Source organism: Mycobacterium sp. TKK-01-0059 (assembly GCF_000709305.1).
Taxonomy (GTDB): Bacteria; Actinomycetota; Actinomycetes; order Mycobacteriales; family Mycobacteriaceae; genus Mycobacterium; species Mycobacterium intracellulare.
In genome coordinates this window covers 3,986,796-4,011,105 of the sequence record NZ_KL446993.1, presented here as the reverse complement: position 1 = coordinate 4,011,105, position 24,310 = coordinate 3,986,796, and the positions used below count along the sequence as shown (strand labels likewise).

At 69.9% G+C, this 24,310-nt stretch carries 24 protein-coding genes; 7 read left to right on the top strand and 17 right to left on the bottom strand.

Annotated elements, in window-relative coordinates:
- Positions 1 to 54: 54 nt before the first annotated feature.
- The 4 genes from K883_RS18955 to K883_RS18940 form a co-directional block, all read right to left on the bottom strand.
- Positions 55 to 1,305, bottom strand: coding sequence for a cell division protein FtsL (locus K883_RS18955; protein WP_036455203.1), 1,251 nt, complete (start codon positions 1,303 to 1,305; stop codon positions 55 to 57).
- Entirely contained in the window at positions 1,305 to 2,282 is a 978-nt protein-coding gene (gene rsmH, locus K883_RS18950) for a 16S rRNA (cytosine(1402)-N(4))-methyltransferase RsmH (protein ID WP_020822329.1), read from the bottom strand. Before rsmH ends, K883_RS18955 begins: the two co-directional genes overlap by 1 nt.
- A 403-nt stretch (positions 2,283 to 2,685) precedes the next feature.
- Positions 2,686 to 3,117, bottom strand: coding sequence for a division/cell wall cluster transcriptional repressor MraZ (gene mraZ / locus K883_RS18945; protein WP_008256120.1), 432 nt, complete (start codon positions 3,115 to 3,117; stop codon positions 2,686 to 2,688).
- 439 nt (positions 3,118 to 3,556) lie between these two features.
- On the bottom strand, positions 3,557 to 3,961 hold the full coding sequence (locus K883_RS18940; protein ID WP_008256119.1) for a DUF3040 domain-containing protein: 405 nt from the start codon (positions 3,959 to 3,961) through the stop codon (positions 3,557 to 3,559).
- Positions 3,962 to 4,287: 326 nt separating this feature from the next.
- Between K883_RS18940 and K883_RS18935 the strand changes: the two genes are divergently transcribed.
- Positions 4,288 to 4,896: a GNAT family N-acetyltransferase gene (locus K883_RS18935; RefSeq protein ID WP_036455202.1), complete on the top strand. Its 609-nt coding sequence runs from the start codon at positions 4,288 to 4,290 to the stop codon at positions 4,894 to 4,896.
- Positions 4,897 to 5,062: 166 nt separating this feature from the next.
- Positions 5,063 to 5,713, top strand: a complete 651-nt coding sequence (locus tag K883_RS18930) for a lipoprotein LppM (RefSeq protein ID WP_009953480.1) — start codon at positions 5,063 to 5,065, stop codon at positions 5,711 to 5,713.
- 10 nt (positions 5,714 to 5,723) lie between these two features.
- On the opposite strand, the gene K883_RS18925 is transcribed toward K883_RS18930, so the two are convergent.
- The gene (locus K883_RS18925) at positions 5,724 to 6,620 is read right to left on the bottom strand and encodes a mycobacterial-type methylenetetrahydrofolate reductase (RefSeq protein WP_020822325.1); all 897 of its coding nucleotides are present in this window, start codon (positions 6,618 to 6,620) and stop codon (positions 5,724 to 5,726) included.
- Between the two features lie 261 nt (positions 6,621 to 6,881).
- On the opposite strand from K883_RS18925, the gene idsA2 reads away from it, so the two are divergent.
- A complete protein-coding gene (idsA2, locus tag K883_RS18920; RefSeq protein ID WP_036455201.1) occupies positions 6,882 to 7,931 on the top strand; it encodes a bifunctional (2E,6E)-farnesyl/geranyl diphosphate synthase in 1,050 nt (349 codons plus the stop codon).
- A 4-nt stretch (positions 7,932 to 7,935) separates the two neighbouring features.
- The gene (locus K883_RS18915; protein ID WP_020822323.1) at positions 7,936 to 9,483 is read left to right on the top strand and encodes an alpha-(1->6)-mannopyranosyltransferase A; all 1,548 of its coding nucleotides are present in this window, start codon (positions 7,936 to 7,938) and stop codon (positions 9,481 to 9,483) included.
- Here K883_RS18915 and K883_RS18910 read toward each other — a convergent pair.
- Positions 9,477 to 9,881, bottom strand: a complete 405-nt coding sequence (locus K883_RS18910) for an Rv2175c family DNA-binding protein (protein ID WP_008256113.1) — start codon at positions 9,879 to 9,881, stop codon at positions 9,477 to 9,479. The two genes, K883_RS18915 and K883_RS18910, sit on opposite strands and share 7 nt — an antisense overlap.
- Before the next feature lie 80 nt (positions 9,882 to 9,961).
- Here K883_RS18910 and K883_RS18905 point away from each other — a divergent pair, with 80 nt between their 5' ends.
- The gene (locus K883_RS18905) at positions 9,962 to 11,251 is read left to right on the top strand and encodes a protein kinase domain-containing protein (protein WP_179945078.1); all 1,290 of its coding nucleotides are present in this window, start codon (positions 9,962 to 9,964) and stop codon (positions 11,249 to 11,251) included.
- A 78-nt stretch (positions 11,252 to 11,329) separates the two neighbouring features.
- On the opposite strand, the gene K883_RS18900 is transcribed toward K883_RS18905, so the two are convergent.
- The 3 genes from K883_RS18900 to K883_RS18890 form a co-directional block, all read right to left on the bottom strand.
- Positions 11,330 to 12,718 (bottom strand): class II 3-deoxy-7-phosphoheptulonate synthase, encoded by a 1,389-nt coding sequence (locus K883_RS18900; RefSeq protein WP_036455200.1) that lies wholly within the window; start codon positions 12,716 to 12,718, stop codon positions 11,330 to 11,332.
- 74 nt (positions 12,719 to 12,792) lie between these two features.
- On the bottom strand, positions 12,793 to 13,287 hold the full coding sequence (locus K883_RS18895; RefSeq protein ID WP_008256110.1) for a polyadenylate-specific 3'-exoribonuclease AS: 495 nt from the start codon (positions 13,285 to 13,287) through the stop codon (positions 12,793 to 12,795).
- Between the two features lie 9 nt (positions 13,288 to 13,296).
- Positions 13,297 to 14,157 carry a hypothetical protein gene (locus tag K883_RS18890; RefSeq protein WP_172417573.1) on the bottom strand — a complete coding sequence of 287 codons (861 nt, stop codon included), beginning with the start codon at positions 14,155 to 14,157 and terminating at the stop codon, positions 13,297 to 13,299.
- Between the two features lie 117 nt (positions 14,158 to 14,274).
- On the opposite strand from K883_RS18890, the gene K883_RS18885 reads away from it, so the two are divergent.
- Positions 14,275 to 15,567: a glycosyltransferase 87 family protein gene (locus K883_RS18885; RefSeq protein ID WP_197095512.1), complete on the top strand. Its 1,293-nt coding sequence runs from the start codon at positions 14,275 to 14,277 to the stop codon at positions 15,565 to 15,567.
- On the opposite strand, the gene K883_RS18880 is transcribed toward K883_RS18885, so the two are convergent.
- From K883_RS18880 to K883_RS18860, 5 genes are all read right to left on the bottom strand, one after another.
- The gene (locus K883_RS18880; RefSeq protein WP_008256099.1) at positions 15,564 to 16,286 is read right to left on the bottom strand and encodes a lysophospholipid acyltransferase family protein; all 723 of its coding nucleotides are present in this window, start codon (positions 16,284 to 16,286) and stop codon (positions 15,564 to 15,566) included. The genes K883_RS18885 and K883_RS18880 overlap by 4 nt on opposite strands.
- 87 nt (positions 16,287 to 16,373) lie before the next feature.
- Positions 16,374 to 16,757 carry a hypothetical protein gene (locus tag K883_RS18875; protein ID WP_009953489.1) on the bottom strand — a complete coding sequence of 128 codons (384 nt, stop codon included), beginning with the start codon at positions 16,755 to 16,757 and terminating at the stop codon, positions 16,374 to 16,376.
- Positions 16,754 to 18,025, bottom strand: a complete 1,272-nt coding sequence (locus tag K883_RS18870; protein WP_197095522.1) for an ArsA family ATPase — start codon at positions 18,023 to 18,025, stop codon at positions 16,754 to 16,756. Before K883_RS18870 ends, K883_RS18875 begins: the two co-directional genes overlap by 4 nt.
- Positions 18,018 to 18,455, bottom strand: a complete 438-nt coding sequence (locus K883_RS18865; protein ID WP_008256096.1) for an SRPBCC family protein — start codon at positions 18,453 to 18,455, stop codon at positions 18,018 to 18,020. The genes K883_RS18870 and K883_RS18865 overlap by 8 nt, the downstream gene beginning before the upstream one ends.
- Positions 18,456 to 18,571: 116 nt before the next feature.
- The gene (locus K883_RS18860) at positions 18,572 to 18,970 is read right to left on the bottom strand and encodes a hypothetical protein (RefSeq protein WP_008256095.1); all 399 of its coding nucleotides are present in this window, start codon (positions 18,968 to 18,970) and stop codon (positions 18,572 to 18,574) included.
- Positions 18,971 to 19,117: 147 nt separating this feature from the next.
- Here K883_RS18860 and K883_RS18855 point away from each other — a divergent pair, with 147 nt between their 5' ends.
- On the top strand, positions 19,118 to 20,920 hold the full coding sequence (locus tag K883_RS18855) for an AMP-dependent synthetase/ligase (RefSeq protein WP_008256088.1): 1,803 nt from the start codon (positions 19,118 to 19,120) through the stop codon (positions 20,918 to 20,920).
- Between the two features lie 12 nt (positions 20,921 to 20,932).
- Here the strand turns inward: K883_RS18855 and pimB are convergent, their stop codons facing one another.
- The 3 genes from pimB to ripC are packed head-to-tail and all read right to left on the bottom strand — an operon-like array spanning position 20,933 to position 24,153.
- Positions 20,933 to 22,072: a GDP-mannose-dependent alpha-(1-6)-phosphatidylinositol monomannoside mannosyltransferase gene (pimB, locus tag K883_RS18850; RefSeq protein ID WP_008256086.1), complete on the bottom strand. Its 1,140-nt coding sequence runs from the start codon at positions 22,070 to 22,072 to the stop codon at positions 20,933 to 20,935.
- Positions 22,073 to 22,127: 55 nt separating this feature from the next.
- Positions 22,128 to 22,943 carry a DUF4157 domain-containing protein gene (locus K883_RS18845; protein ID WP_020822317.1) on the bottom strand — a complete coding sequence of 272 codons (816 nt, stop codon included), beginning with the start codon at positions 22,941 to 22,943 and terminating at the stop codon, positions 22,128 to 22,130.
- Between the two features lie 58 nt (positions 22,944 to 23,001).
- Positions 23,002 to 24,153, bottom strand: coding sequence for a peptidoglycan hydrolase RipC (gene ripC, locus K883_RS18840; protein ID WP_036455199.1), 1,152 nt, complete (start codon positions 24,151 to 24,153; stop codon positions 23,002 to 23,004).
- Between the last annotated feature and the right edge of the window lie 157 nt (positions 24,154 to 24,310).

The following is a 24,310-nucleotide window of genomic DNA, read 5'->3' as shown; positions in this document are numbered from 1 at the left end:
CGCGTGTCGGGCGTGCGGCCTGCGACCGGCGTGCCCGTGGGGTGTCGCCGCGGCTCACCTGGGAGCACCTGGCACCGCGCCGGGGGGCCCGGGCAGGGAGCCGGTACCCGGTTGCGGCATCGGGGCGGGCGCCGGAGCGGCGGGGGCGATCGGCTGGGGGCCGGCCGCGCGGCCCAGCGGCACCGGGACGGAAACCTCCGGCGGCAGGGGCGCAGGTAGCTGGCCAGGGGCCGGAATGGGCAGGCCGCCCAACGGGATCGGGACCTCGACGGGCACCGGGGGGGTCGCGGGTCTGGCCGGCATCGGCAGCCCCGGCGTCGGCAGCGCGCCGGTCACCGGCCCACCGGGCATGCCGGGGAGCGCACCGGTCACGGGGCCGCCTGGCATGCCGGGCAGCGTACCGGCAGGGGGCGCACCGGCGGCGCCAGGCGCGCCGGGCACCGGCGGAACTGCCGGCGGGAAGTGTTGACCGCCTACCGTCGAGGCGCCGTCGGGTGCGCGCAGCAGCGCTTCGGGCCCCGACCTGGCCGGGGCGGGGGCGCCGGGGACCGGCTCGAGCCGCATCGGGACCTCCGCGGCGGGCGCCGCGGGCTTCGGGGGCTGCGGCGCTTCGTCGGGGAGCTTGGTGTTCAGCGGCGGCGGCGGAACACCGTCGGCGGGCTTGGGGGTACCCACCACCACCCAGTTCCCGGACGGGTCCTGGACCAGGTGCGCGGTGTCCCGGGTGGGGATCATGCCCTGCTTGCGGGCGGCCTCCGCCAGCGCGGGGGCGGCTTCGGCCTCACGCACGTCGCGCTCCAGGGCCTCCTTCTGTTGCTGCAGCAACCGGGTCCGCTCGCGGGCGTGGCTCAACTTGTAGGAGCGTTCGGCGGAGTCGGTGGACAACCACAGCGTGAGCCCGAGCCCGACGCCCAGCGCCCCGATGACTAACACGACGAACGGAACCTTGCTCGCAAGCGTCCGCGGCCGCAGGTCGATCGACGCCAGCCGGGCGGCCAGACGCTCGGTGAGCTTGGGCCGAACGACTTTGGGCGCCTTGGCTTTGCGGGCCTTGGCGCGCGCCTTGGCCTGGCTGGCGTTCTTCGGCCGCGCCGACCGCTCGACCGGCCGGGCGACGGGGCTGCTCTGCGGACCGGCCTTGGGCGCGCGGGGTTCGCGGGCGGGCGCCGCGGTCCTGGCGCCGCGGGCGCGCCGCGCCGCGCCGGGTTCGGGCGCCGGACGCCTGCCCCGTCGGGCAGCACCGTCGCGGGCGCCCCGGCGGTCGCTGCCGACGCGTCGTTTCGACGTCTCGCGGTCCGCTTTCATCAATCGCCTTTCCCGGTTGCCTGCTGTGATTCCATTCGTTGCAGGGCCCGCAGCCGCACCGCGGCGCTACGCGGGTTGCGTTCGATCTCGGTGGCATCGGCCCGTCCGGCACCCTGCGTCAGGGCCCGGAATCGGGGCTGGTGACCGGGGAGTTCGACCGGCAGGTCCACCGGGGTGCGGGACGCGGCCGCCTCGGCGAACGACCGTTTGACGATCCGGTCTTCCAGCGATTGGTACGCCATCACCACGATGCGACCGCCGACGGCAAGCGCGTCCAGGGCGGCCGGGAGCGCGGCACGCAGCGAATCCAATTCGTCGTTGACCGCGACCCGCAGCGCCTGGAAGGTGCGCTTGGCCGGGTGCCCGCCGGTGCGCCGGGCCGCGGCCGGAATCGCTTCGTACAACAGGGCCACCAGGTCCGCGGTCGACGCGAACGGCTGGCGGGCCCGCCGGCGCACGATGTGCGCGGCGATGCGCCGCGCGAAGCGCTCCTCGCCGTAGCGGTGCAGGATGTTCGCCAGCTCGGCCTCGTCGTAGGTGTTGAGGATGTCGGCCGCGGTCAGCGGCGCGTCGGGGTCCATCCGCATGTCCAGCGGCGCGTCCTGGGCATAGGCGAAACCGCGTTCGGCGCGGTCGAGCTGCATGGACGACACACCGAGGTCGAACAGCATCCCGTCGACCGATTCGGTTGCGGCATAGCCGGATTCGGCCAGCGCCGTGGCGAGGCCGTCGTAGCGGGTGCGCACCAGCGTGACCCGGTCGGAGAATCGCGCCAACCGCGTTCGGGTGATGTCCAAAGCGGTGGGGTCGCGGTCGAGTCCGATCAGCCGCAGGCCGGGCAGTTCGGTCAGGAACCGCTCGGCGTGCCCTCCCGCGCCGACGGTCGCGTCGACGAGGGTCGCCCCCGTCCCGTCCGGGTGGTGGCGGGTCAATGCGGGTGTGAGCAGCGCGACGCAACGCTCCAGCAGGACGGGCACGTGCCCGCCTGATCCCGATGGCGGCGACCCGCTGCGCCCGGCTGCATCCTTTAGTGGCGACCCGCTGCGCCCGGCTGCATCCTTTAGTGGCGACCCGCTGCGCCCGGCTGCATCCTTTAGTGGCGACCCGCTGCGCCCGGCTGCGCCGCGCTTGCGATCACCACGGCCGCGCTTGCGATCACCACGGCCGCGCTTGCGATCACCGCGCCCTGAATTGTCAGCCACCGCAACGCCTCCCCGGATCTGCCGCCACCCGTGGGCCGCACGCCCCGGCACGGCCCGAGCGTGCCGGAAAAGGTGTGGCGCCCTTGCATCGAGGTCCCTGTCCGAAGGCACGAACCTGGCGTTGGGGAAGTACGCCAGGGTCGGTTCGGGCAGAGGCCACGTTGCACGGGCATGCGCCTCAGATGATGTCGCCGAGTGCTTCATCGCTGGCCGCGGAGAAGTTCTCTTCGTGAGTCTGCTGGTAGTCCTGCCAGGCCTGCGCATCCCAGATTTCGAGGTAGTCGACCGCGCCGATCACCACGCACTCCTTGGACAGGCTGGCGTAACGACGGTGGTCGGCCGACAACGTGATGCGGCCCTGGGCGTCGGGGTGCTGCTCGTCGGTGCCGGCGGCGAGGTTACGCAGGAAGGCCCTGGCGTCAGGGTTGCTTCGCGACGCCTTGCTCGCCCGGCGGGCCAGTTGCTCGAATTCCGCCCGCGGGTAGACGGCGAGGCTGTGGTCCTGGCTCTTGGTGACCATCAACCCCCCTGCCAGCGCGTCACGGAACTTGGCGGGCAACGTCAGCCGCCCCTTGTCGTCGAGTTTGGGCGTGTAGGTGCCAAGAAACACCAGCTCACCTCCCGTTCGAGGTCACCCAAACACTGCAGCCACCATACCCCACAATCCCCCACTTCGCCCCATTCATGGCATGTCGCCGTGGCGTTTTCCGGGTTCTCCGTCGTCACGGGGCCCTCGACGCGCTACGAGAGGCGTGTCGGGCGGCCCGCGCACCGTGATTCAGGGCGGCGCCGGCAGGGCAGCTAGCAGGGAAAATGTCGCCGGTGGGGCGTAGTGGGGAACTCTAGTGGGGCCCGGTGGGGATTAACCGCCGGCCCGCGCGTCGGCTAGGGCTCGGTTGGGGCGCAAAACGGTATCGACGGTTGCGCGGCGTCAGTCAGCCGGCCGGAAGCTGCGACGATGACGGCCGGGGCGGCGCGAGGCGTGGGACGACGCGGGAGAAATGCAAAACGGGGCAGCCAGCGGCTACCCCGTGCGGGTGGGTCGGCGCTCAGTCGTCGAAGCGGCGGCGGAACCGATCCTCCATGCGACTGGTGAAGGAGCCCCCGCCCTTGTTGCGGCGCTGGCGCAGCGAGGTGGGCGCGGAGCCGGAATGGTCTGGCCTGCCTGACAATCGGGGACCGGTGATGCCGAACACCACGCCGCCGAACATGACGATGAACCCGAAAATGCTGAGAATGGGGACGCTGCCGCCGATCCAGGTGGCCTTGAACGCCACCCCCGACACCAGCATCGCCAGGCCGACGACGAACAGCGCCACTCCCTGCAGGCGCCGGCGGGCCGTGGGCGCGCGAAAGCCCCCGCCGCGGACGCTTGACGCGAATTTGGGGTCTTCGGCGTAGAGAGCGCTCTCGATCTGATCGAGCATTCGCTGCTCATGATCGGAGAGTGGCATTCGTCCCTCCTTGCCGACAGTTTGGCACGTGACTATCGATAGCACGCGATGCCCGTTGCGCGGGCAACTAATTGAATGATACGAGGTCAATCTGCCCCATACCACTGGTTCCGCGCCGATTCTATCCCGGCCGGATCGCGGCAATCCGCCAGACCGGAACGCCCGTGCGCTACAACCGGCTTCCCGAACCGGGGCGGTCCGTCGGTTCGGCGCCACGACCGCTCGTCGCGCCGGCCCGTGAGGGTCCGATAATGATTCTTGGCAGCCGGGTAAGACCGCCGCAGCATCGAACGAGACCGATCACCGGATGAGGAGGGCACCGCGAGTTGGGGATATTCCTCATCGATCTGCTCCCCCACGATATGGAGCGTCGCCTCACCGACGCCCTGACGGTGTACGTCGATGCGATGCGCTACCCGCGCGGCACCGAGCAACAGCGCGCCGCGATGTGGCTCGAGCACATCCGCCGCCGCGGCTGGCAAGGGGCCGGGGTCGTCGAAGCCGAGGGGCCCGATGACGAGGGCGCGCCGATGCCCTCAGCGGAGGATCTGACCAGCGCCCCGCTGCTCGGCGTGGCCTACGGCTATCCCGGGGCGCCCGGCCAATGGTGGCAGCAGCAGGTGGTGCTGGGCATGCAGCGCGGCGGCTCGCCGCCCCACGAGATCGCCCGGCTGATGAACAGCTATTTCGAGTTGACCGAGCTGCACATTCATCCCCGCGCCCAGGGCCGCGGCCTCGGCGAGGCGCTGGCTCGGCGGCTGCTCGCCGGACGCGCGGAAAAGAACGTGCTGCTGTCGACGCCGGAAACCAACGGCGAGCCCAACCGCGCCTGGCGGTTGTACCGCCGGCTGGGCTTCACCGACGTCATCCGCCGCTACCACTTCGCCGGCGACCCGCGGGCGTTTGCGATCCTGGGCCGCGAACTGCCGCTGTGACACCGCGGAATCGGGCGCGCATCGGACGCCCGCGCTCCGGAGTGGCCTTGTTCAAGTGGCACATCGGATCTGGCACGATGACCTGGTGCGCGCCAGCTCTCCCCCAGCCCGCGACCGCGGCGTGAAAGCCCCCCGGGCCCGACGGCGCCGTCTGCTGGCCATCGCGATGTTGCTGCTGCTGGTGCCGCTGGCCACCGGATGCCTGCGGGTCCGGGCCTCGCTCACCGTCTCCCCCGACGACCTGGTCTCCGGGGAGATCGTCGCCGCCGCGAAACCCAAGACCCCGAAGGACACCGGCCCCCAGCTGGACAGCAACAACCTGCCGTTCAGCCAGAAGGTGGCGGTGTCGAACTACGACAGCGACGGCTACGTCGGCTCCCAGGCGGTGTTCTCCGATCTGACGTTCGCCGAGCTGCCGCAGCTGGCCAACATGAACTCCGACGCCTCCGGCGTCAACCTGTCGCTGCGCCGCAACGGCAACCTGGTGATCCTGGAGGGCCGCGCGGATCTGACGTCGCTGACCGATTCGGAGGCGGACGTCGAGCTGACGGTCGCCTTTCCGGGGGTGGTCACCTCCACCAACGGCGACCGGGTCGAGCCCGACGTGGTGTCCTGGAAGCTCAAGCCGGGCGTGGTGAGCACCATGACCGCCCAGGCCCGCTACACCGACCCCAACACCCGTTCCTTCACCGGCGCCGTGGTGTGGCTGGGCATCGCGTCCTTCGCGGCCGCCGGCGTGGTGGGGCTGCTGGCGTGGGTCGGCCGGGACCGCTCACCGCGGCTCACCGCGCCCCGCGACCAGCCGCCGCCCACCTAGCCTCGCGGCGCTAACCCTGCTGGGCGGGTGACCAGTATGCGAGCATCTCCGCGAAGGTCTGGAACGCGGGACCGGAGATCCCGTAGGTCGCCTCTAGATGGATGCTCAGCGGGAAACCGAGGTCGGCCACCCCGTCGATGACGCGCTTGTAGAGGTCGACCATCAGCTGACGCTTCTGCGGGGGCTCGCATTCGGCGAGCTTGCGGACGAACTCCTGCTCGTCGGCGACCGCGGCGTTGCCCGGGTCCTGGATGAGCCAGTTGATCAGTCCGACGCGGCTTTCCATCTTCGGCACGAAGCCGAAGGACAGCAGGATCTCGGGCCGGTGATCGGTTTGCCTGGCGAACTCGCTCAGGAACCCCACGATTGCGTCGGAATACAGCAACTGGGTCATGCCGTAGGTGGCGCCCTGGTCGCACTTGAAGTTGAACCGGCCCTGTTCGCCGTCGCGGGTGGGGATCAGGATCACCCCGCGGTTGGTCACCAGCTCGCGATAGATCGACAGGGCGTCGGTCGGGGCGACGCCGGAGCCCTCGCCGTCGTTCATGGTGCGCGGCACGCCGACGAACACCACGCCTTCCATTCCGGCCGAGGACAACTCGGTCAGCCGGCCCCGCAGCGACGGCTCGTCCATGAACGCGGTGACCTGCGTGCACAAGCCCCTGATCCCGGTCAGTTCCGGCTTGACGACCGACCAGAAGTCGAGCACATCCAGCTTGGGCTTCATCTGAATGGGACGGTCGTCGTCCTCGGCGATGATCCCGGGGATCATCACGTGCCGGATCCGGCCGTCCAGACCGGCCTCGGCCGAATGCCGCACCACTTTGTGCGCCTCTTCGAGTGCCCGCTCCCGACCTTCGTCGGCGTTTGGTGGCACCAGTTCGAGCGCAATGGTGTTGAGGGTCACGCGGCTTCTCTCCGTCCGACGACTTTGGGCCCGGGGCGTCTCTTGGCCGCGCAGCATCCGCGCGAGCCCCAGCGCACCCGCCAGCATAGGGGCGGGTTAGTGAGGCGGTCGAAGCAACTGGGTGCACCCGGCGACCTCACGCGGGACCCACCCCGGGCCGCGCGACGAATACACTGGTCGGGCCTGGAACACCCAGCCAGCCGAGCAGAAAGGGGCGCCGCGCTGAGCGTCAAAGCCACAGCAGCGGCGGCAACCGTCGAGTTGACCGGCGCCATCACCGAACAGTTGCGGCGGTATTTGGACGAGCGGCGCGCCGAGACCGCCTACATCGGCGACGACTACAACGGCCTGATCGCCGCGCTCGAAGATTTCGTGCTGGGCGGCGGGAAGCGGCTGCGCCCCGCGTTCGCCTACTGGGGGTGGCGCGCCGTGGCCACCGACGAACCCGATGAGCAAGTGCTGCTGCTGTTTTCCGCGCTCGAGCTGCTGCACGCCTGCGCGCTGGTGCACGACGACGTGATCGACGACTCCTCCACCCGGCGGGGACGGCCGACCACCCACGTCCAGTTCGCGACCCTGCATCGCGACCGGGGCTGGCGGGGCTCGCCCGAGCGGTTCGGGGCGTCGGCCGCCATCCTGCTCGGTGACCTCGCCCTGGCCTGGGCCGACGACATCGTCTTCGGTGTCGACCTGACGCCGCAGGCCCAGCGCCGCATCCGCCGGGTCTGGGCCAACATCCGCACCGAGGTGCTCGGCGGGCAGTACCTCGACATCGTCGCCGAAGCCAGCGCCGCCGCCTCGATCGCGTCGGCGATGAACGTCGACACCTTCAAAACCGCCTGCTACACCGTGTCGCGCCCGCTGCAGCTCGGCGTGGCCGCCGCCGCCGACCGACCCGACGTCCACGACATCTTCAGCCAGTTCGGCACGGACCTCGGGGTGGCGTTCCAGCTGCGCGACGACGTCCTGGGCGTCTTCGGTGACCCCGCGGTGACCGGCAAGCCGTCCGGGGACGACCTGCGATCCGGCAAGCGCACCGTGCTGCTGGCCGAGGCGGTGGAGTTGGCGGAGACGTCAGACCCGGTGGCGGCCAACCTGTTACGGACCTCGATCGGCGCCCAGCTGACCGACGCGCAAGTGGATCGGCTGCGTGACGTCATCGAGTCGGTGGGTGCCCTGGCCGCGGCCGAACAACGGATCGCCACGCTGACCCAGCGGGCGCTGGCGACGCTGGCCGCCGCCCCCATCAACACCGCGGCCAAAGCCGGGCTGTCCGAATTGGCCAAGATCGCCACGAACCGGTCCGCCTGAACCGATGACGACTCCGACCGACACCCCGGCCGACGACGCGCCAGCAGCCAAACCCCCTCGCGGCGAACGGCTTTCCCAGCTGAGGGCGTTCGTGGCGGCCGACGAATCGCGGCCGGCCAAACTGGGCCTGCTGGGGTCGGTGCTGATCACCCTGGGCGGGCTGGGCGCGGGCAGCACCCGCCAGCACGACCCGCTGCTCGAGTCGATTCACATGTCCTGGCTGCGTTTTGGCCACGGCCTGGTGCTGTCGTCGATCGTGCTGTGGACCGGCGTCGGCCTCATGCTGATCGCCTGGCTGGGCCTGGGCCGCCGCGTGCTGGCCGGCCACGCGACCGAGTTCGTCATGAAGACCACCACCGGATTCTGGCTGGCGCCGCTGCTGGTGTCGGTGCCCGTCTTCAGCCGGGACACCTATTCGTATCTGGCGCAGGGCGCACTGCTGCGCGACGGCCTGGATCCCTACGCCGTCGGCCCGGTCGCCAATCCAAACATCTTGTTGGACAACGTCAGTCCCATCTGGTCGATCACGACCGCCCCCTATGGTCCGGCGTTCATTCTGGTGGCGAAGCTGATCACCGTCCTCGTCGGCAACAACGTGGTGGCGGGCACCATGTTGCTGCGGCTGTGCATGCTGCCCGGTCTGGCGCTGTTGATCTGGGCGACGCCCCGGGTGGCGCGGCACCTGGGGGCCGACCCCTCGACGGCGCTGTGGATCTGCGTGCTCAACCCGTTGGTGCTCATCCATCTGATGGGCGGCGTGCACAACGAGATGCTGATGGTGGGCCTGATGGCCGCCGGCATCGCGCTGACGTTCGGCGGCCGCCACGTCGCGGGCACCGCGCTGATCACGGTCGCCATCGCGGTCAAGGCCACCGCCGGCATCGCGCTGCCCTTCCTGGTGTGGGTGTGGGCGCGGGACCTGCGCGACCGGCGGGGATATCGTTCCGCGCGAGCGCTTCTCGCGGCCGCGGCGGCGTCGCTGCTGGTCTTCGCGGTGGTGTTCGCGATCCTGTCCGCGGTGGCCGGCGTGGGGCTGGGATGGCTGACCGCGCTGGCCGGTTCGGTGAAGATCATCAACTGGCTGACCGTGCCGACCGCGGCGGCCAACCTGATCCACGCGATCGGCAGCGGGTTGTTTCCGGTGAGCTTCTATCCGCTCCTGCGGGTCACCCGGCTGGTCGGCATCGCGATCATCGCGGTCTCGCTGCCGCTGTTGTGGTGGCGGTTCCGGCGTGATGACCGGGCCGCGCTCACCGGCATGGCGTACTCGATGCTGATCGTGGTGCTGTTCGTCCCGGCCGCGTTGCCCTGGTACTACTCGTGGCCGCTGGCGATCGTGGCTCCCCTGGCCCAGTCACGACGGGCGGTGGCGATCATCGGCGGCGCGTCGACCTGGGTGATGGTGATCTTCAAACCCGATGGCTCGCATGGGATGTACTCGTGGCTGCACTACTCGCTGGCCACCGCCGTCGCGCTGATCGCCTGGTACACCCTGCACCGGGCACCCCGCCCTCGGACCGGCCCGGCCGAGGTCGCCGCACCGGCTCAGTAGGCCATCGCCTGCGCCCGGCGCACGACTTCGCGGGCCTGGTGGGCATGCAGCGCGTCGACGGGGCGGGCATTGCTGATGGCGTCTTTGGTGCCGTCGCGGGTCACCGTCAGCGACGGGTCGGGGGTGAACAACCAGCGCACGATCTCGGTGTCGTGGTAGCCGCCGTCGTGCAGGATCGTCAACAATCCCGGCAGGCTCTTGACCACCTCACCGGACTGGGTGAAGAACACCTGCGGCACCACCACGCCCTCGCCGCGCCGGACCGCGACCAGATGGCCATCGCGGAGCTGTTGGTGGACCTTGGTTACCGGGATTTTAAGCAATTCGGCGACCCGCGGGAGGTCGTAGATCGGCTCGTCGGGATCTAGCACATCGTCGCCGGCAGGAATACTGCTCATCCGCGCAAGTGTAAGCCTTGATACGCGCCGTGAGCCCGTGTTCTTCCGCCCAATCATGGCGCCGCACCTACGATGGCCCCGTGGCCCAAGCTCATCCGCCCGGCCGGGCCGGTCCGCATCGTCCGCGGGCGGAGGCCGGGACGGCGGACCCGTTGGACAACGCGTTGCTGGACGGCCGCTACCTGATCCAGGCGAAGATCGCCAGCGGCGGCACCTCGACGGTGTACCGCGGTCTCGACACCCGGCTCGACCGTCCCGTCGCCGTGAAGGTGATGGATTCTCGCTACGCGGGCGACGAGCAGTTCCTCACCCGCTTCCAGCGCGAGGCCCGCACCGTCGCGCGCCTGAAGGATCCCGGGCTGGTCGCGGTCTACGACCAGGGCTCCGACGCGCGGCACCCGTTTCTGGTGATGGAGCTCATCGAGGGCGGCACCCTGCGCGAGCTGCTGGGCGAGCGAGGACCCATGCCGCCCTACGCCGTGGCGGCGGTGCTCCGTCCGGTGCTCGGCGGGCTGGCCGCCGCGCACCGCGCCGGTCTGGTGCATCGCGACGTCAAGCCGGAGAACGTGTTGATCTCCGACGACGGCGAGGTGAAGATCGCCGACTTCGGGTTGGTCCGCGCCGTCGCCGCCGCCGGAATCACCTCTACCAGTGTGATTTTGGGCACCGCGGCGTATCTGTCGCCCGAGCAGGTGCGCGACGGCGACGCGAGCCCGCGCAGCGACGTGTACTCCGCGGGCATCCTCGCCTATGAGCTGTTGACCGGGCACACCCCCTTCACCGGCGACTCGGCGCTGTCGATCGCTTACCGGCGGCTGGACACCGACGTGCCGGCGCCCAGCGCGTCCATCGACGGTGTGCCCGTGCAGTTCGACCAGTTCGTGCAGCGGGCGACGGCCCGCGACCCGGCCGACCGGTACGCCGACGCGACCGAGATGGGCGCCGATCTCGACGCGATCGCCGATGAGCTTGCGCTGCCGGACTTCTCCGTGCCGGCGCCACGCAACTCCGCGCAGCACCGCTCGGCCGCGCTGCAGCACAGCCGGATGGGCCAGCGCCCGGCCACCGCGCAGCAGCCCGGGCCCGCCCCGGTGCGCCAGCCCACCCGCCAACTGACCCGGGGCCCCGAGGATTGGCCGCGCCCGCAGCGCCCGGCCGCGGCCGCCGACGAACCCGACGAGGACGAAGATGACTACGAATATGAGCCTGTCGCAGGCGAATTCGCGGGCATCCCGATCAGCGAATTCGTGTGGACCCGCCAGCACAACCGGCGCATGGTGCTGGTGTGGGTGGCGCTGGTGCTGGCGTTGACCGGCCTGGTGGCGACCGCGGCGTGGACCGTCGGAAGCAACCTCAACGGGCTGCTGTAGCCGCGCTCAAACGACGAGCAGACGCAGAATCGCACCAAAACGCATGGTTTTGTGCGATTCTGCGTCTGCTCGCCAAACTCAGTCGCGCAGCATCTCGGCGACCAGGAAGGCCAACTCCAGCGACTGCTGGGTGTTCAGCCGTGGGTCGCACGCGGTCTCGTAGCGGCCGACGAGGTCCGTGTCCGAAATGTCTTGCGCCCCACCAAGACACTCGGTGACGTTCTCCCCGGTGATCTCGACGTGGATGCCGCCGGGATGGGTGCCCAGCGCGCGGTGCACCTCGAAGAAGCCCTGCACCTCGTCGACGATGCGGTCGAAGTGGCGGGTCTTGTACCCGTTGGACGACTCGTGGGTGTTGCCGTGCATCGGGTCGCACTGCCAGATCACCTGGTGACCGGTGGCCTGGACCTTCTCCACGATCGGGGGCAGCAGATCGCGCACCTTGTTGTTGCCCATCCTGCTCACCAGTGTCAGCCGGCCGGGCTTGTTGTGCGGGTCGAGCCGCTCGACGTATTCGACGGCCAGCTCCGGGGTGATCGTCGGGCCGATCTTGACGCCGATCGGGTTGGCGATCACCTCCGCGAAGGCGACGTGCGCCCCGTCGAGCTGGCGGGTCCGCTCGCCGATCCACACGGTGTGCGCCGACAGGTCATACAGCTGGGGCTCGCCGCTGTCGTTCTCGGACAGGCGCAGCATCGACCGCTCGTAGTCGAGCACCAAAGCCTCGTGGCTGGCGTAGATTTCGGCGGTCTGCAGGTTGCGGTCGGCCACCCCGCATGCGCTCATGAAGCGCAGGCCGCGATCGATCTCGGTGGCCAGCGCCGTGTAGCGGGCGCCCGCCGGCGAGGCCCGGACGAACTCCCGGTTCCAGTCGTGGACCAGATGCAGCGAGGCCAAGCCCGACGACGTCAGGGCACGAACCAGATTCATCGCCGCGCTGGCGTTGGCGTAGGCGCGCACCAATCGCGACGGATCATGCTCGCGCACCGCGGCGTCCGGGGCGAAGCCGTTGATCATGTCGCCGCGGTAGGACTTCAACCCCAGCGCGTCGATGTCGGCCGATCGCGGTTTGGCGTACTGCCCCGCGATGCGGGCCACTTTCACCACCGGCATGCTCGAGCCGTAGGTCAGCACCACCGCCATCTGCAGCAGGGTGCGCACGTTGCCGCGGATGTGGGGTTCGGTGTTCTCGGTGAACGTCTCCGCGCAGTCACCGCCCTGCAGCAGGAACGCCTCACCCCTGGCCACCTGGGCGAGCTGCTCCTGTAGCCGCACGATCTCCATCGGCACCGTGACCGGCGGCACGCTCTCGAGGACCGTGCGCATCGCCGACGCCTGATCGGCGGGCCAGCTGGGTTGCTGGGCGGCCGGCTTGGCCAGCGCGGCGTCCAATCGCGCCCGCAGATCGGTCGGCAGCGGCGGCAGCGGCGGCAGCTGGTCGATCGGGATGTCGACGGTCCAGTTCATCGGTCCATCGTAACCGGGTCGCGGATCCCCCCGGTCAGTGTTGATCAGCGTGAACGCCGTCGAGCGCGGCCGTCTCAGTCTCCCGCCGTGATCAACCGGAAGCGGCGGAGCTGATCGCGGGCGTCGACCAACGCGTCGTGGGCATCGGGCGACCGCGGGGGCATCCGGGGGCTGCCCCGGTCTTCCCAGAGTTGCCGCAGCTCGCGGGTGAAACGCGGGATGGCCCGCGGCAGGTCCGGCATCGGGCCCCACAACTGGCACAGGGCGACGTGGTCGTAGGCCGCCACCCACGCCCACAGCTCGATCGGCTCGGCGGCCGCCCGCCCGGAATTGACGCCGAAGAACTCCTCCAGGTCCTCGCGGATCCGCCTGCGTGACCGCCACACCTGCGACGCCGGGGGCGGCAGCTTGGGCAGCACGTTGGCGCGCACCCACGGCCCGGCGCGCTCGGGATCGAATTCCGTGGACACCGCGTAGTACTCGCGGCCGTCCTCGGCGGCCACCCCGATCGAGATGAGCTCGATGGTGCGGCCGTCCTCGATGAATTCGGTGTCGTAGAAGTACCGCACGAAGGGAGATTATCTGCTGATCAGGATCGGACCGGTGGGCGCCGGGGCGGGATGAACCTCGTCGTCCAATCTGGCGTCCACCGCACGTTGATCCGGAAACCGCGGCGTGCCCGCGATGGCGCACTGCAGGTACAGCTTGGCCCGCACCACCGGGCGGCGCAGCCGCCGTTCGCGCTGCAGCGCGCGGCGCATCTTGTCCGGCTGCGTGGCGTACCGCCAGCGGGCCCAGGGCGCGTGCGGGCGCGACAGCCGGACCGCCCCGATCACCAGCAAGATGACCAGGAACATGCCCAGCAGACCGGTCCAGACCTTGCCCTTGAGCACCACCACGACGGCCAGCGGCAGCGTCAACGCCATGGCGCCCCCCACCACGGCGCGCAGCGCCCACGAGTTGGCGTCGTGCCAGATCGGCAGGAAGAACATCAGCGGGTGCAGGCCCATCATCAGCAGCCCGGCCACCGCGACGGCGGCAAAGACCGCATCGACCGAGGTGCGGCCGTCCTCGGACCAGTAGACGTCGGACAGGTGCAGGATCAACGCGTACTCGTCGAGGACCAGGGCGGCCCCGATCCCGAAAAAGGTGGCGGCCATCATGAACTGGGGCTCGTGCCCGTCGATGGACAGGGTGACCAGCGTCAGCCCGGAGAGCAACGTGAGCACCACCCCGAACGTGACGTGGTGGATGTGCACTCCCCCGACGTGGACGTTGCGCGGGTGCCACCACTTGGTGGGCCGGCCGTTTTCGACGCGGTGCCGGATCAACCGCACGAACGTCCGCGTGACGAAAAACGTCAGGATGAAGGCCACCAGGCAGCACAACAGTGGCAGGTGGCCCCGGTCGTGAATGTCATGTTCGAACCATCGGGACATCTCGTCCACGAACGAGTGGAGCACCCTTGAAACCTACGCCTCCGCGCGCCGCGGCCGTGGGAGCCGCGCTGCACCAGGGGTGTCCGGGCGCGGGCACCCATTACGCTGTTGTGCGACATGAGTACACGGCAGGCGCCCGGGGCGGGCTTCTCAGGTAAGCGTGCCCCCGGGCGGGCGCTGGTGTGGGGCGCGGCTTGGCTGGCGGCCGCGGCGGGGCTGGGCTACGCGGCGTGGCAGCTGTTCGGGCACATCCCGTATCGCATCGACATCGACGTCTATCAGATGGGCGCCCGGGCCTGGATGGACGGCCGCCCGCTGTACCGCGGCGACGTGTTGTTCCACACGCCGATCGTGGATCTGCCGTTCACCTATCCGCCGCTGGCCGCCATCGTGTTCTGCCCGTTCGCCTGGATGCACATGCCGGCCGCCAGTGTCGCGATCACCGCCCTGACGCTGGTTTTGCTGGTCTCCTCGACCGTGATCGTGCTGACCCGGCTCGACGTCTGGAGCGCGTCGGCCGTGCTGCCCGGCCCGGCCTGGCTGCGCCGGTGGTGGCTGGCCGTCGTCGCCGCCGCGGCCGCGACGGTCTGGCTGGAACCCATCAGCTCGAACTTCGCCTTCGGCCAGATCAACGTGGTGCTGATGACGCTGGTGATCGCCGACTGCGTGCCGCGGCGCACGCCGTGGCCGCGCGGGCTGCTGCTGGGGGTGGGCATGGCGCTGAAGCTGACGCCGGCGGTGTTCCTGCTCTATTTCCTGCTGCGCCGCGATCACCGTGCGGCGTTGACCGCGCTGGCCTCGTTCGCGGGGGCGACGCTGCTGGGTTTCGTGCTGGCCTGGAACGACTCCTGGGAGTACTGGACGCACACCGTGCATCACACCGACCGGATCGGTTCGGCGTCATTGAACACCGACCAGAACATTGCCGGCGCCCTGGCCCGGCTGGGGCTGGGACAGCAGGAGCGCTTCCTGCTGTGGGTGGCGGCGTCCCTGCTCGTGCTGGCGGCGACGGTGTGGGCGATGCGCCGGGTGCTGCGCGCCGGCGAGCCCACGCTCGCGCTGGTCTGCGTCGCCTTGTTCGGGCTGGTGGTCTCGCCGGTGTCGTGGTCGCACCACTGGGTGTGGGTGCTGCCCGCGGTGCTGGTGACGGCCGTCTTGGGCTGGCGGCGCCGCAACGCGCTGCTGATGGTCGTCAGCGCCGTGGGGGTGGCGCTGATGAGGTGGACGCCGATCGACCTGCTGCCCAAGCATCACGAGGCGAGCGCGGTGTGGTGGCGCCAACTCGCCGGGATGTCTTACGTGTGGTGGGCGCTGGCGGTCATCGTCGCGGCCGGCGCCACCGTGACCGCCCGCGGCGTTTCGCGGGAGGCCGCGCCGGAGCCACTGGCGCCGGCTACCGCCGTCGGTTAACCGGCCGCGGTCTCGGGAATCCGCGCGGCCTCACCGTCGGCCGCGTCACCGCCCTTTTTCAGGCTGGCCGCGTAGATGTCGACGTATTCCTGCCCGGACAGCCCCATCAGCTCGTAGATCACCTCGTCGGTGACGGCCCGCTCGATGAAGCGGTTGCCGGCCAGCCCGTCGAAGCGCGAGAAGTCCATCGGCTTGCCGAAGCGAACCGTGACCCGGCCGAACCGCAGCATGTTGGTCCCGGGCGGGTTGACGACGTTGGTGCCGATCATCGCGACCGGGATCACCGGGACCCCGGTCTGCAGGGCCAGCCGCGCCAGCCCCGTCTTGCCCTTGTAGAGCCGGCCGTCCGGGGACCGCGTGCCTTCGGGATACATGCCCAGCAGCTTGCCCTCACCCAGCACCTGTTGCGCGGTAGTCAGCGCGGCCCGGGCGCTGTCGGCGTCGGTCCGGTCGATCGGCACCTGCCCGACGGCGGTGAAGAACCACCGCTGGAACCACCCCTTCAAACCGGTGCCGGTGAAATATTCCGACTTGGCCAGGAAGGTGATCCGGCGCCGCACCACCAGCGGAAGATAGAAGCTGTCCATCACGGCCAGGTGATTGCTTGCCAGTATCGCCGGCCCGGAGCTCGGAACGTGTTCTAGCCCTTCAACTTTCGGCCGCCCCAGCAATGACAGCAGCGGGCCGAGGAGCACGTACTTGAATAGCCAGTACCACATGGCCCTCCCTCTCGGCTACACCCCGCTGATGTACTGCGCCAACTGTACCTATCCCCACGGGAAGGGACCACCTGCGACGCAGCGCCCTCACTCGTCCAGCGTGACGGGGATGGGCTGATAACGCGTCCGCGGGGCGGCGTCGCCGCTGTCGGCCGCGCCGCCGGGCGGACCGTCGGGCGGCGGTTCCGGCGTCGGGCGCGACGCCCGGTCGATGTCGTCGACGATGTCGCGGATCACCTGAAGCAGGGCGATGCTGTGGTCGGCGATCGCGGTGAGCAAGGGGTGCTGGTCGCCGGTCGCCAGCGCGGCCAGGGCGCACACCGGGCACCACACCTGCTGGCACTTGCCGGTTCCCGGTCCGGCGCCCGCCGTCAGCGCCGCGGCCGCGCGCACCGCGGGGTCGATGCCGTCCAGGATCGTCTGGGCGAGCCTGCGCAGCTCCGGACCGATTTCGGGATGAGCCCCACTCACTTAGGCCACACCTCCGGATCTGGTCGAAAACGCACCGTCAGCTCACTACCCCGCAGGCGCGCGTCCAGCACGATGCAGCGCCGAAGCACCGACGCCAACCTCACCCTGCGCCGCAATCCGCCGGCGCTGATGATGAGGTCGTCATCGACCCGCCCGAGGGTCAGCGCCGACGCATCGAGTTGCGGCAACGCTAGCCGCATCCGGTAGACGGACCCAAGTCCCGTCCCGGATTCGAGGTCGACGATGGGCCGCAACGGGCCCGGCGGCGCGCTGCCTCCCCGGCGGCGGGCGGCGTCGAGCAGCGCGCCCAGCGCCTTGGCGCCGATCGGCTCGCCGGACAGGTGTGGGGTCATCACGAGGGCCACCTCACCGATGGTGGCGTCGAGCTCGTCGAGCACACTGCGCTGCTCGGCGATGCGTTCGGTGTACCAGTAGAAGGCCGGGTGCTCAGGCAGGTTGCGGTACTCGTATGAGTCATCTTGCGGCAGAACCTGATTCACGATCAGCTCTTCGACGCGTACGCCCATCAAGGCCAGCGACCCCAGTGTGCGGGCCGCCTCCGCGGCGACCACCCGCTCCGGGGTCAACACCAGGTGCGCACTGACCAGCTCGCCGTCGGTGAGCAGCGCGCCGAGCGTCTCCACGCTCGCGCTGATGCGCTCGAGCAGCTCGACCACCGCGGCCGAGCGGCCGTCGTCGGCGGTGACGGACAGCCGGCGATGCCGCGGCCACGCCCGCTCGACGTACAGCCCGAAGGTGGCGGGCAACGTCAACATCCGCAATGCGTCCGCGGTCGACGCGCAATCGACCACCACGCGGTCCCATCGTCCCGAACCGGCCAGCTCACCGACGGCGTAGAGACCGAGCACCTCCTGGACACCGGGTAACGCCGAAAGCTCTTCGGGCGCAATGGTGCTCAATTCGGAGTCGGGGAACCGCCGGTCCAACGTGGCGACGGCCTCACGCCAACGGACCTCGAGCAGGGCAAGGGTATCCAAGGCCAGCGCATCGAGAAATCCGCCGCCGGCATCCGCTCGCCCGGTTTCGAGATCGGCGGACACCCGCACCAGTTCGTCCTGGCTGGGCGGGACGGGGGTGCCCAGCACATCACCAAGCGAGTGCGCCTGGTCGGTGGACACCACCAGCACCCGCTGTCCCGCGCTCGCAGAACTGACCGCGGTGGCGCAAGCCAGGGTGGATTTCCCTACCCCGCCTTTCCCAACGAAGAGACTGATCCGGGCCGGGGCGGGCGCAGCCGTCTCACTCAGCCTCGACTCGTTTCTTCAGATCCTTCAACGCGGTGTCGGTCAGACGACGCTCGGCCTTGCGCTTGAGCAGGCCGATCATCGGCATGGCCAAGTCGACGGAGAGTTCGTAGGTGACCTCGGTGCCAGATCCCTTGGGCGCCAACCGATATGAGCCTTCGAGGGCACGCAGCAGCGAGCTCGACACCAGCGTCCAGCTGACCGACTGGCGATCCTTGGGCCATTGGTAGGACATGACCATGGTGTCCTTGAGGACGGTGGCGTCCATGACGATCCGCGCCACCTTCGGGTAGCCGTCGGCGTCCTTCTCCTGAACCTCGGCTTCCTTGTACTCCGAGATCCACTGCGGGTAGGAATCGATATCCGCGATCACCCGCATCACGGTGCCCGGGTCGGCGTCGATGTAGATGGTTTGCGTCGTCTTCTCCGCCACCTGGTTGCTGCCCTCTCTCCCGCGAGCGGATGGGTCCCGGCTGCTCGGAACCGGCCGTGCGGGGACCCCCGTGGGTCTCGGTCCGACACGGTACTCTCCGCGCGGACCCGACCCGGCTAAACTACCGGAGAAACTCCGACCGGACGTGACCGTTCCAGTGTCGTCTTGACCTCGAAGGCCATTTTCTTGCCCGCCACTCGGCGGCGGTGTGTCATTTTCGCCAGGTTCAGCTTGGCCAGCTGCCAGGCCGCCACCCCGGTGGGCTCGGCGTGCAGGAAGTAGTGCAGCACCACCCCGTCCAGCCCCTCCATCAAAGGTTCCAGCCAGACCTCCATGGTCCCCGTCAACGCGCCGGTGACCGACCACCGGATGCCCTTGTCGGCGCGATCCTCGACGACCTGCAGCCGCAGGTCCGGCCACCAGCGGCGCCAACTAGCCCGATCTGCGACCGCGGCGCCCACCCGTGCGCCGTCGGCGGCGACAAACGTCTCATCCGCGATCTGGATGCTGTTCATGCCCACAGCTTCACACACCCGCATGCGGCGGGCGTCGGGGTCCCGGCCGCACCGACTGTGGCCGTGCTGGCTCGATGCTCGGATTAGGCTGGTCGACAGCAACCCCGGCTGCCGGGAAACGTCACGAGGTCAATTGAGGTCATAAGAGTGCGTGAGTACAGCGTCCCCGCCCGCTTTCCGGTCGACGATGACGACAACATCGCGGCGATGGTCTTCGAGCACGAGCGCGATGACCCGAACTTTGTCATCTACCAACGCCAGGTCGACGGCGAGTGGACCGACGTCACCTGCGCGGAGGCCGCCGGTCAGATCCGCTCTGCCGCACTGGGTTTGATCGCCCTGGGCGTGCAGGCGGGCGACCGGGTGTCGATCTTCTGTGCCACCTGCTACGAATGGGCGATCCTCGACCTGGCCATCCTGGCGGTCGGTGGGGTCACGGTGCCGATCTATGAGACGTCGTCGGCCGAACAGGTCCGCTGGGTGCTGCAGGACTCCGAGGCGGTGCTGGCCTTCGCCGAAACCGACGAGCACGCGGCGATGGTCACCGAGCTGACCGCCGAACTGCCCGCCCTGCGCCGGGTGCTGCACATCAACGGGTCGGGGCCCAAGGCGCTCGACCAGCTCGTCGAGGCCGGCGAGTCGGTGGAACCGGCCGAGCTCACCGCACGCCTGGAGGGCCTGCGGGCCGCGGACCCCGCGACGCTCATCTACACCTCGGGCACCACCGGGCGGCCCAAGGGCTGCCAGCTGACGCACTCCAACCTGCTGTACGAGACCCGCGGCGCCAAGGAGAGCCTGCCGACGCTGCTCGATGAGGGCCAGCGGCTGCTGATCTTCCTGCCCCTGGCCCACGTGCTGGCGCGCTCGCTGACCCTGTCCGCGTTCGCCAACAAGGTGACCGTCGGATTCACCAGCGACATCAAGAACCTGCTGCCGATGTTCGCGGTGTTCAAACCGACGGTGGTGGTGTCGGTTCCGCGGGTGTTCGAGAAGGTTTACAACACGGCGGAGCAAAACGCCGCGAACGATGGCAAGGGGCGCATCTTCGCCATGGCCGTGCAAACCGCCGTCGACTGGAGCGAGGCCTCCGACGGGGGCCGGCGGGGGCCGGTGCTGCGCGCCAAGCATGCGCTGTTCGACCGGCTGGTGTACCGCAAGCTGCGCGCGGCGCTGGGCGGCGACTGCCACGCGTCCGTGTCGGGCGGCGCGCCGCTGGGGTCGCGGCTGGGGCACTTCTACCGGGGCGTCGGCCTCACCATCCATGAGGGCTACGGCCTGACCGAGACCAGCTCCGCGATCACGGTCAACCAGGTCGGCAACGTCAAGATCGGCACGGTCGGAACGTTGTTGCCCGGCAACAGCATGCGCATCGCCGAGGACGGCGAGCTGCTGGTGCGCGGCGGCGTGGTGTTCAGCGGCTACTGGCGCAACGAGCAGGCCACCGCCGACGCGTTCACCGACGGCTGGTTCAAGACCGGCGACCTTGGTGTGCTCGACGACGACGGGTTCCTGAAGATCACCGGGCGCAAGAAGGAGATCATCGTCACCGCGGGCGGCAAGAACGTCGCCCCCGCCGTGCTGGAGGACCGGCTGCGGGCCCATCCGCTGATCAGCCAGGCCATGGTCGTCGGCGACGCCAAGCCGTTCGTCGGCGCGCTGATCACCATCGATCCCGAGGCGTTCGACGGCTGGAAACAGCGCAACCAGAAGGGATCCGGCGCGTCGGTGGCCGATCTGGCCACCGATCCCGACCTCGTCGCCGAGGTGGACGCGGCCATCAAGGACGCCAATCAGGCGGTGTCGCACGCCGAGTCGATTCGCAAGTTCCGCATCCTGCCCGTCGACTTCACCGAGGACACCGGGGAACTGACGCCGACGATGAAGGTCAAGCGCAACGTCGTGGCCGAAAAGTTCGCCTCCGACATCGAGGCCATCTACGAAAAGGACTGACCGCGCGCACCGCTAGCCGAGCAGCCCGGCCAGCCGTGTCGCCAGGGTGTCCCAGCGCCACTGGGCCGTCACCCAGTCGCGCCCGGCCGCGCCCATCGCGGCCGCCCGGTCCCGATCCGTCAGCAACTCGGTGACGGCGTCGGCGATCTCGGTCACCGAGCAACCGTCGACGACGAGCCCGGTTTCGTTGTGCCGCACGGTTTCCGGGGCCCCCCCGGACTTCCCGGCGACGACGGGCACGCCACTCGCGGAGGCCTCCAGGAAGACGATGCCCAGTCCCTCGACGTCCAGTCCGGCGCCGCGGGTGCGGCAGGGCATCGCGAACACGTCCGCCAGCGCGTGATGCGTGGGCAGTTCGGCGGCCGGCACGCCGCCGGTGAAGATCACGTCGTCGGCCACCCCGCAGTCGCGGGCCAGCGTCCGCAGTGATTCCAGGTAGGGTCCGCCGCCGACGATGACCAGGGCGGCCCCGTCGACGCGTCGCCGGATCGAGGGCAGCGCCTTGATGAGCATGTCCTGGCCTTTGCGGGGCACCAGCCGAGACACGCACACCACCGTGGGCCGCTCGCCCAACCCGTAGCGCCGACGCAACGCGGCACGCCCGGCGGGATCGGGCCGGAACTTGTCGGTGTCCACCCCGGACGGCAGGTATTCCAGCGAGGCCTTGGGCCCGAAGGCGGGTGCGAACCGGGACCGCGTGTAGCGGCTGACGAACGTGACGATGTCGGTGTCGTCGCCGATGCGCCGCAGCACGGACCGCGCGACCGGCAGCATCGACCAGCCGACCTCGTGGCCGTGCGTGCTGGCCACCACCCGCTTCGCCCCCGCGCCCCGCGCTCGCCGGGCCAGCAGCGCCAGCGGCGCGGCCGCCCCGAACCAGACGGTCTCGATGCCGTCGTCGGCGATCAGCCGCCGCATCCGGGTGTCGACCGCCCGGCCGGGCAGCATCAGGGTGCCCGGATGGCGCACCACGCGGTAGCCGGCCGCCTCGGCCGAGCGGTCAAAGGCCTCGGCGCCCTTCCAGTGCGGCGCGTACACCGTCACCGAATGCGACCGGGCCTCGACGAGTCGGCCGACGAACTCACCGAGGTACGACTGGATGCCGCCCGGGCGGGGCGGAAAGTCGTTGGTTACCAGCAGGACCCGACTCACCTGCGACAGGCTAGCGTGGCGGCGGCGCCGTGCGTGCACACGGCCCGGTGCGTAGTTAGTGGGTCAGCCACTGGCGCCAGGCGGTGAGCAGGCCCGCCTCGCTGGTGTCCAGCACGTCGTGGGCGGCGGTCGCCATGTCGGCGCGCCTGAGGCCGCAGGTCGCCAGGTAGAGATCGTGCAGCTTCGGCGCTCCGAAGGTGTCGGCCACGAACCGGGCGAACCACCAGGCGCGGTCATAGGCCAGCGAGCGCGGCGCCCCCGGCACATCCAGGTCGGCGTCCGAGGGCAGCGTCATGGGCAGCAACCCCTCCTTGGGCACCGGCGTCGGGGGGCGGCCGACGAAGTCGGCGACGCCTTCGGTGAGCCAGCGGGGCGCGTCGGCAACGGTGTCCGCGCGTGCGGCGTAGTGAAAAAGCTCGTGGGCCAACACGATTCGCAGGGACGCCGCGCTCATGTTGGCCGCACCTGGCGCGAACACGATCCGCTGGCCCAGGGCGACCCGGCGAACGGGATCGATCCGGTCGGAGACCGTCGCGGCGGCGATGTCGGCCCACTGCGCTGCCGGTCCCCCGCCGGCGGCGGCGCGAAATTCCTCGTCGGTGCCGGCCGCGACGATCGAGATTTCCCGTGGCCAGTCGAGGCCCCAGAACGCCTCCACGGCGCCGATCGCGGCGCCCATGTCCGAGGCCACCCGAAACAACAGGCGCTCGCTGGGCGGGCCGCCGAGGCCCAGCAGCCGGACGGTGCGGTCGCCGACGACGATCGACTTCGTCGAGGCGCTGGCCTGGCTGCGCGCGGGCGTGATCAGCTGCGGGGGCCGGATCCGGCTGCTGCGTTCGGCGTCGAACGGCACGGCCGCGGCCACGATCAATTCGACGACGAAGACCCAGGCCAGCAGTAGCGGAAGCCGCCGACGCAGCGTGGAGTGTCTAGTAACGGCGGGCGTCGTAGATCGGGCCCGAGGAGTTCATCGGCACGACCTGTACCGGCACACCGTAGGTGGAGGAATGGATCATCATGCCGTCACCGATGTACAGGCCGGCGTGCGAGGCGTCGGAGTAGAAGGTGAGCACGTCACCGGGCTGCAGGTCCGACAGCGAAACGGGTTGACCGCCGTGGGCCATCGCCTGGCTGGAGTGCGGCAACGAGATGCCGGCTTGCTGGAACGCCCACATCACCAGTCCGGAGCAGTCGAATCCGCCGGGCGCGGCGCCGCCCCATACATAGGACGAGCCGACCTGGGTCAGCGCGGCCTGCACGACGGTGGCACGGTCACCGCCGCCGACCCCACCGCCGGGAGCCATCCCGGGCATGCCGCCTGGAGGCGGAGCCTCACCCGGCGCCTGCCCGGGTCCCGGGGGTGCCGCTTCCGGCGCCGGGGCACCGGGCGCCGGCGCCGCCGCCGCGGGGACGGCCGCGGGTGCGGGATTGGCCAGCGCGGTGCGCTGGTCGGCGGTCAACGACATGTATTGCGACTTGACCACCGCGATCTGCACCTGCAGCTGACTTTGCTTGGACTGCAAGCTCGCTCGCACCGCGGCGGCCTGCTCGGCCGCGCTCTTGGCGTCGGCGGCGGACTTCGCGGACTCCCGCTCGGCCTTGGCGGCCTGCTCGCCGGCGATGCGGTAGCTCTTCATCTGGCTGGCCATCTGCGTGGCCATCACGCGTTGCACCGCGAGCTTGTCGATCAGCCCCTGCGGCGAACCGGCCGTCAGGATGGCCTGCATGCCGTCGACGCGACCACCCATGTACGCCGCCGCGGCCAGGTTGTTGACGGAGTTCTGGTACGACGCCAGATGGGCCTTCGCCGCGTCGACGGCGGCCTGGTCGTCGTTGTGCTTCTTGTCGGCGGCGCGCTGGGCGGCCAGCTTGTCATTCAGGTCGAGCTGGGCGCTGTGCATCGCCTCGGTGGTCTGCTCCGCCTGGCGCGACAGCTCGTTGAGTTTTGCCATGGCGTCCTGGGCCGGGTCCGCCCACGAGGGGGCGATCACCACACCGCACAGAATCGCGAAGCCAGCTAGCGTCCCTAGGGCCGAACGTGTCAGGACACGCGCAACCAGGCAACTAGAATCAAGCCTCAAGATTTGCTTCCTTAAACGGCCATCGACGAACACTGGTCGTCGAGCGGGTTTAGGTCTCAAACAGGTTACGAAACGATATCGGCGTTTGTCCAAAGCGGGCGGTTAAGAAATTAGAAAGAATTCTGTCATTTTCATGTGATCCATTCCGCCTGACCGA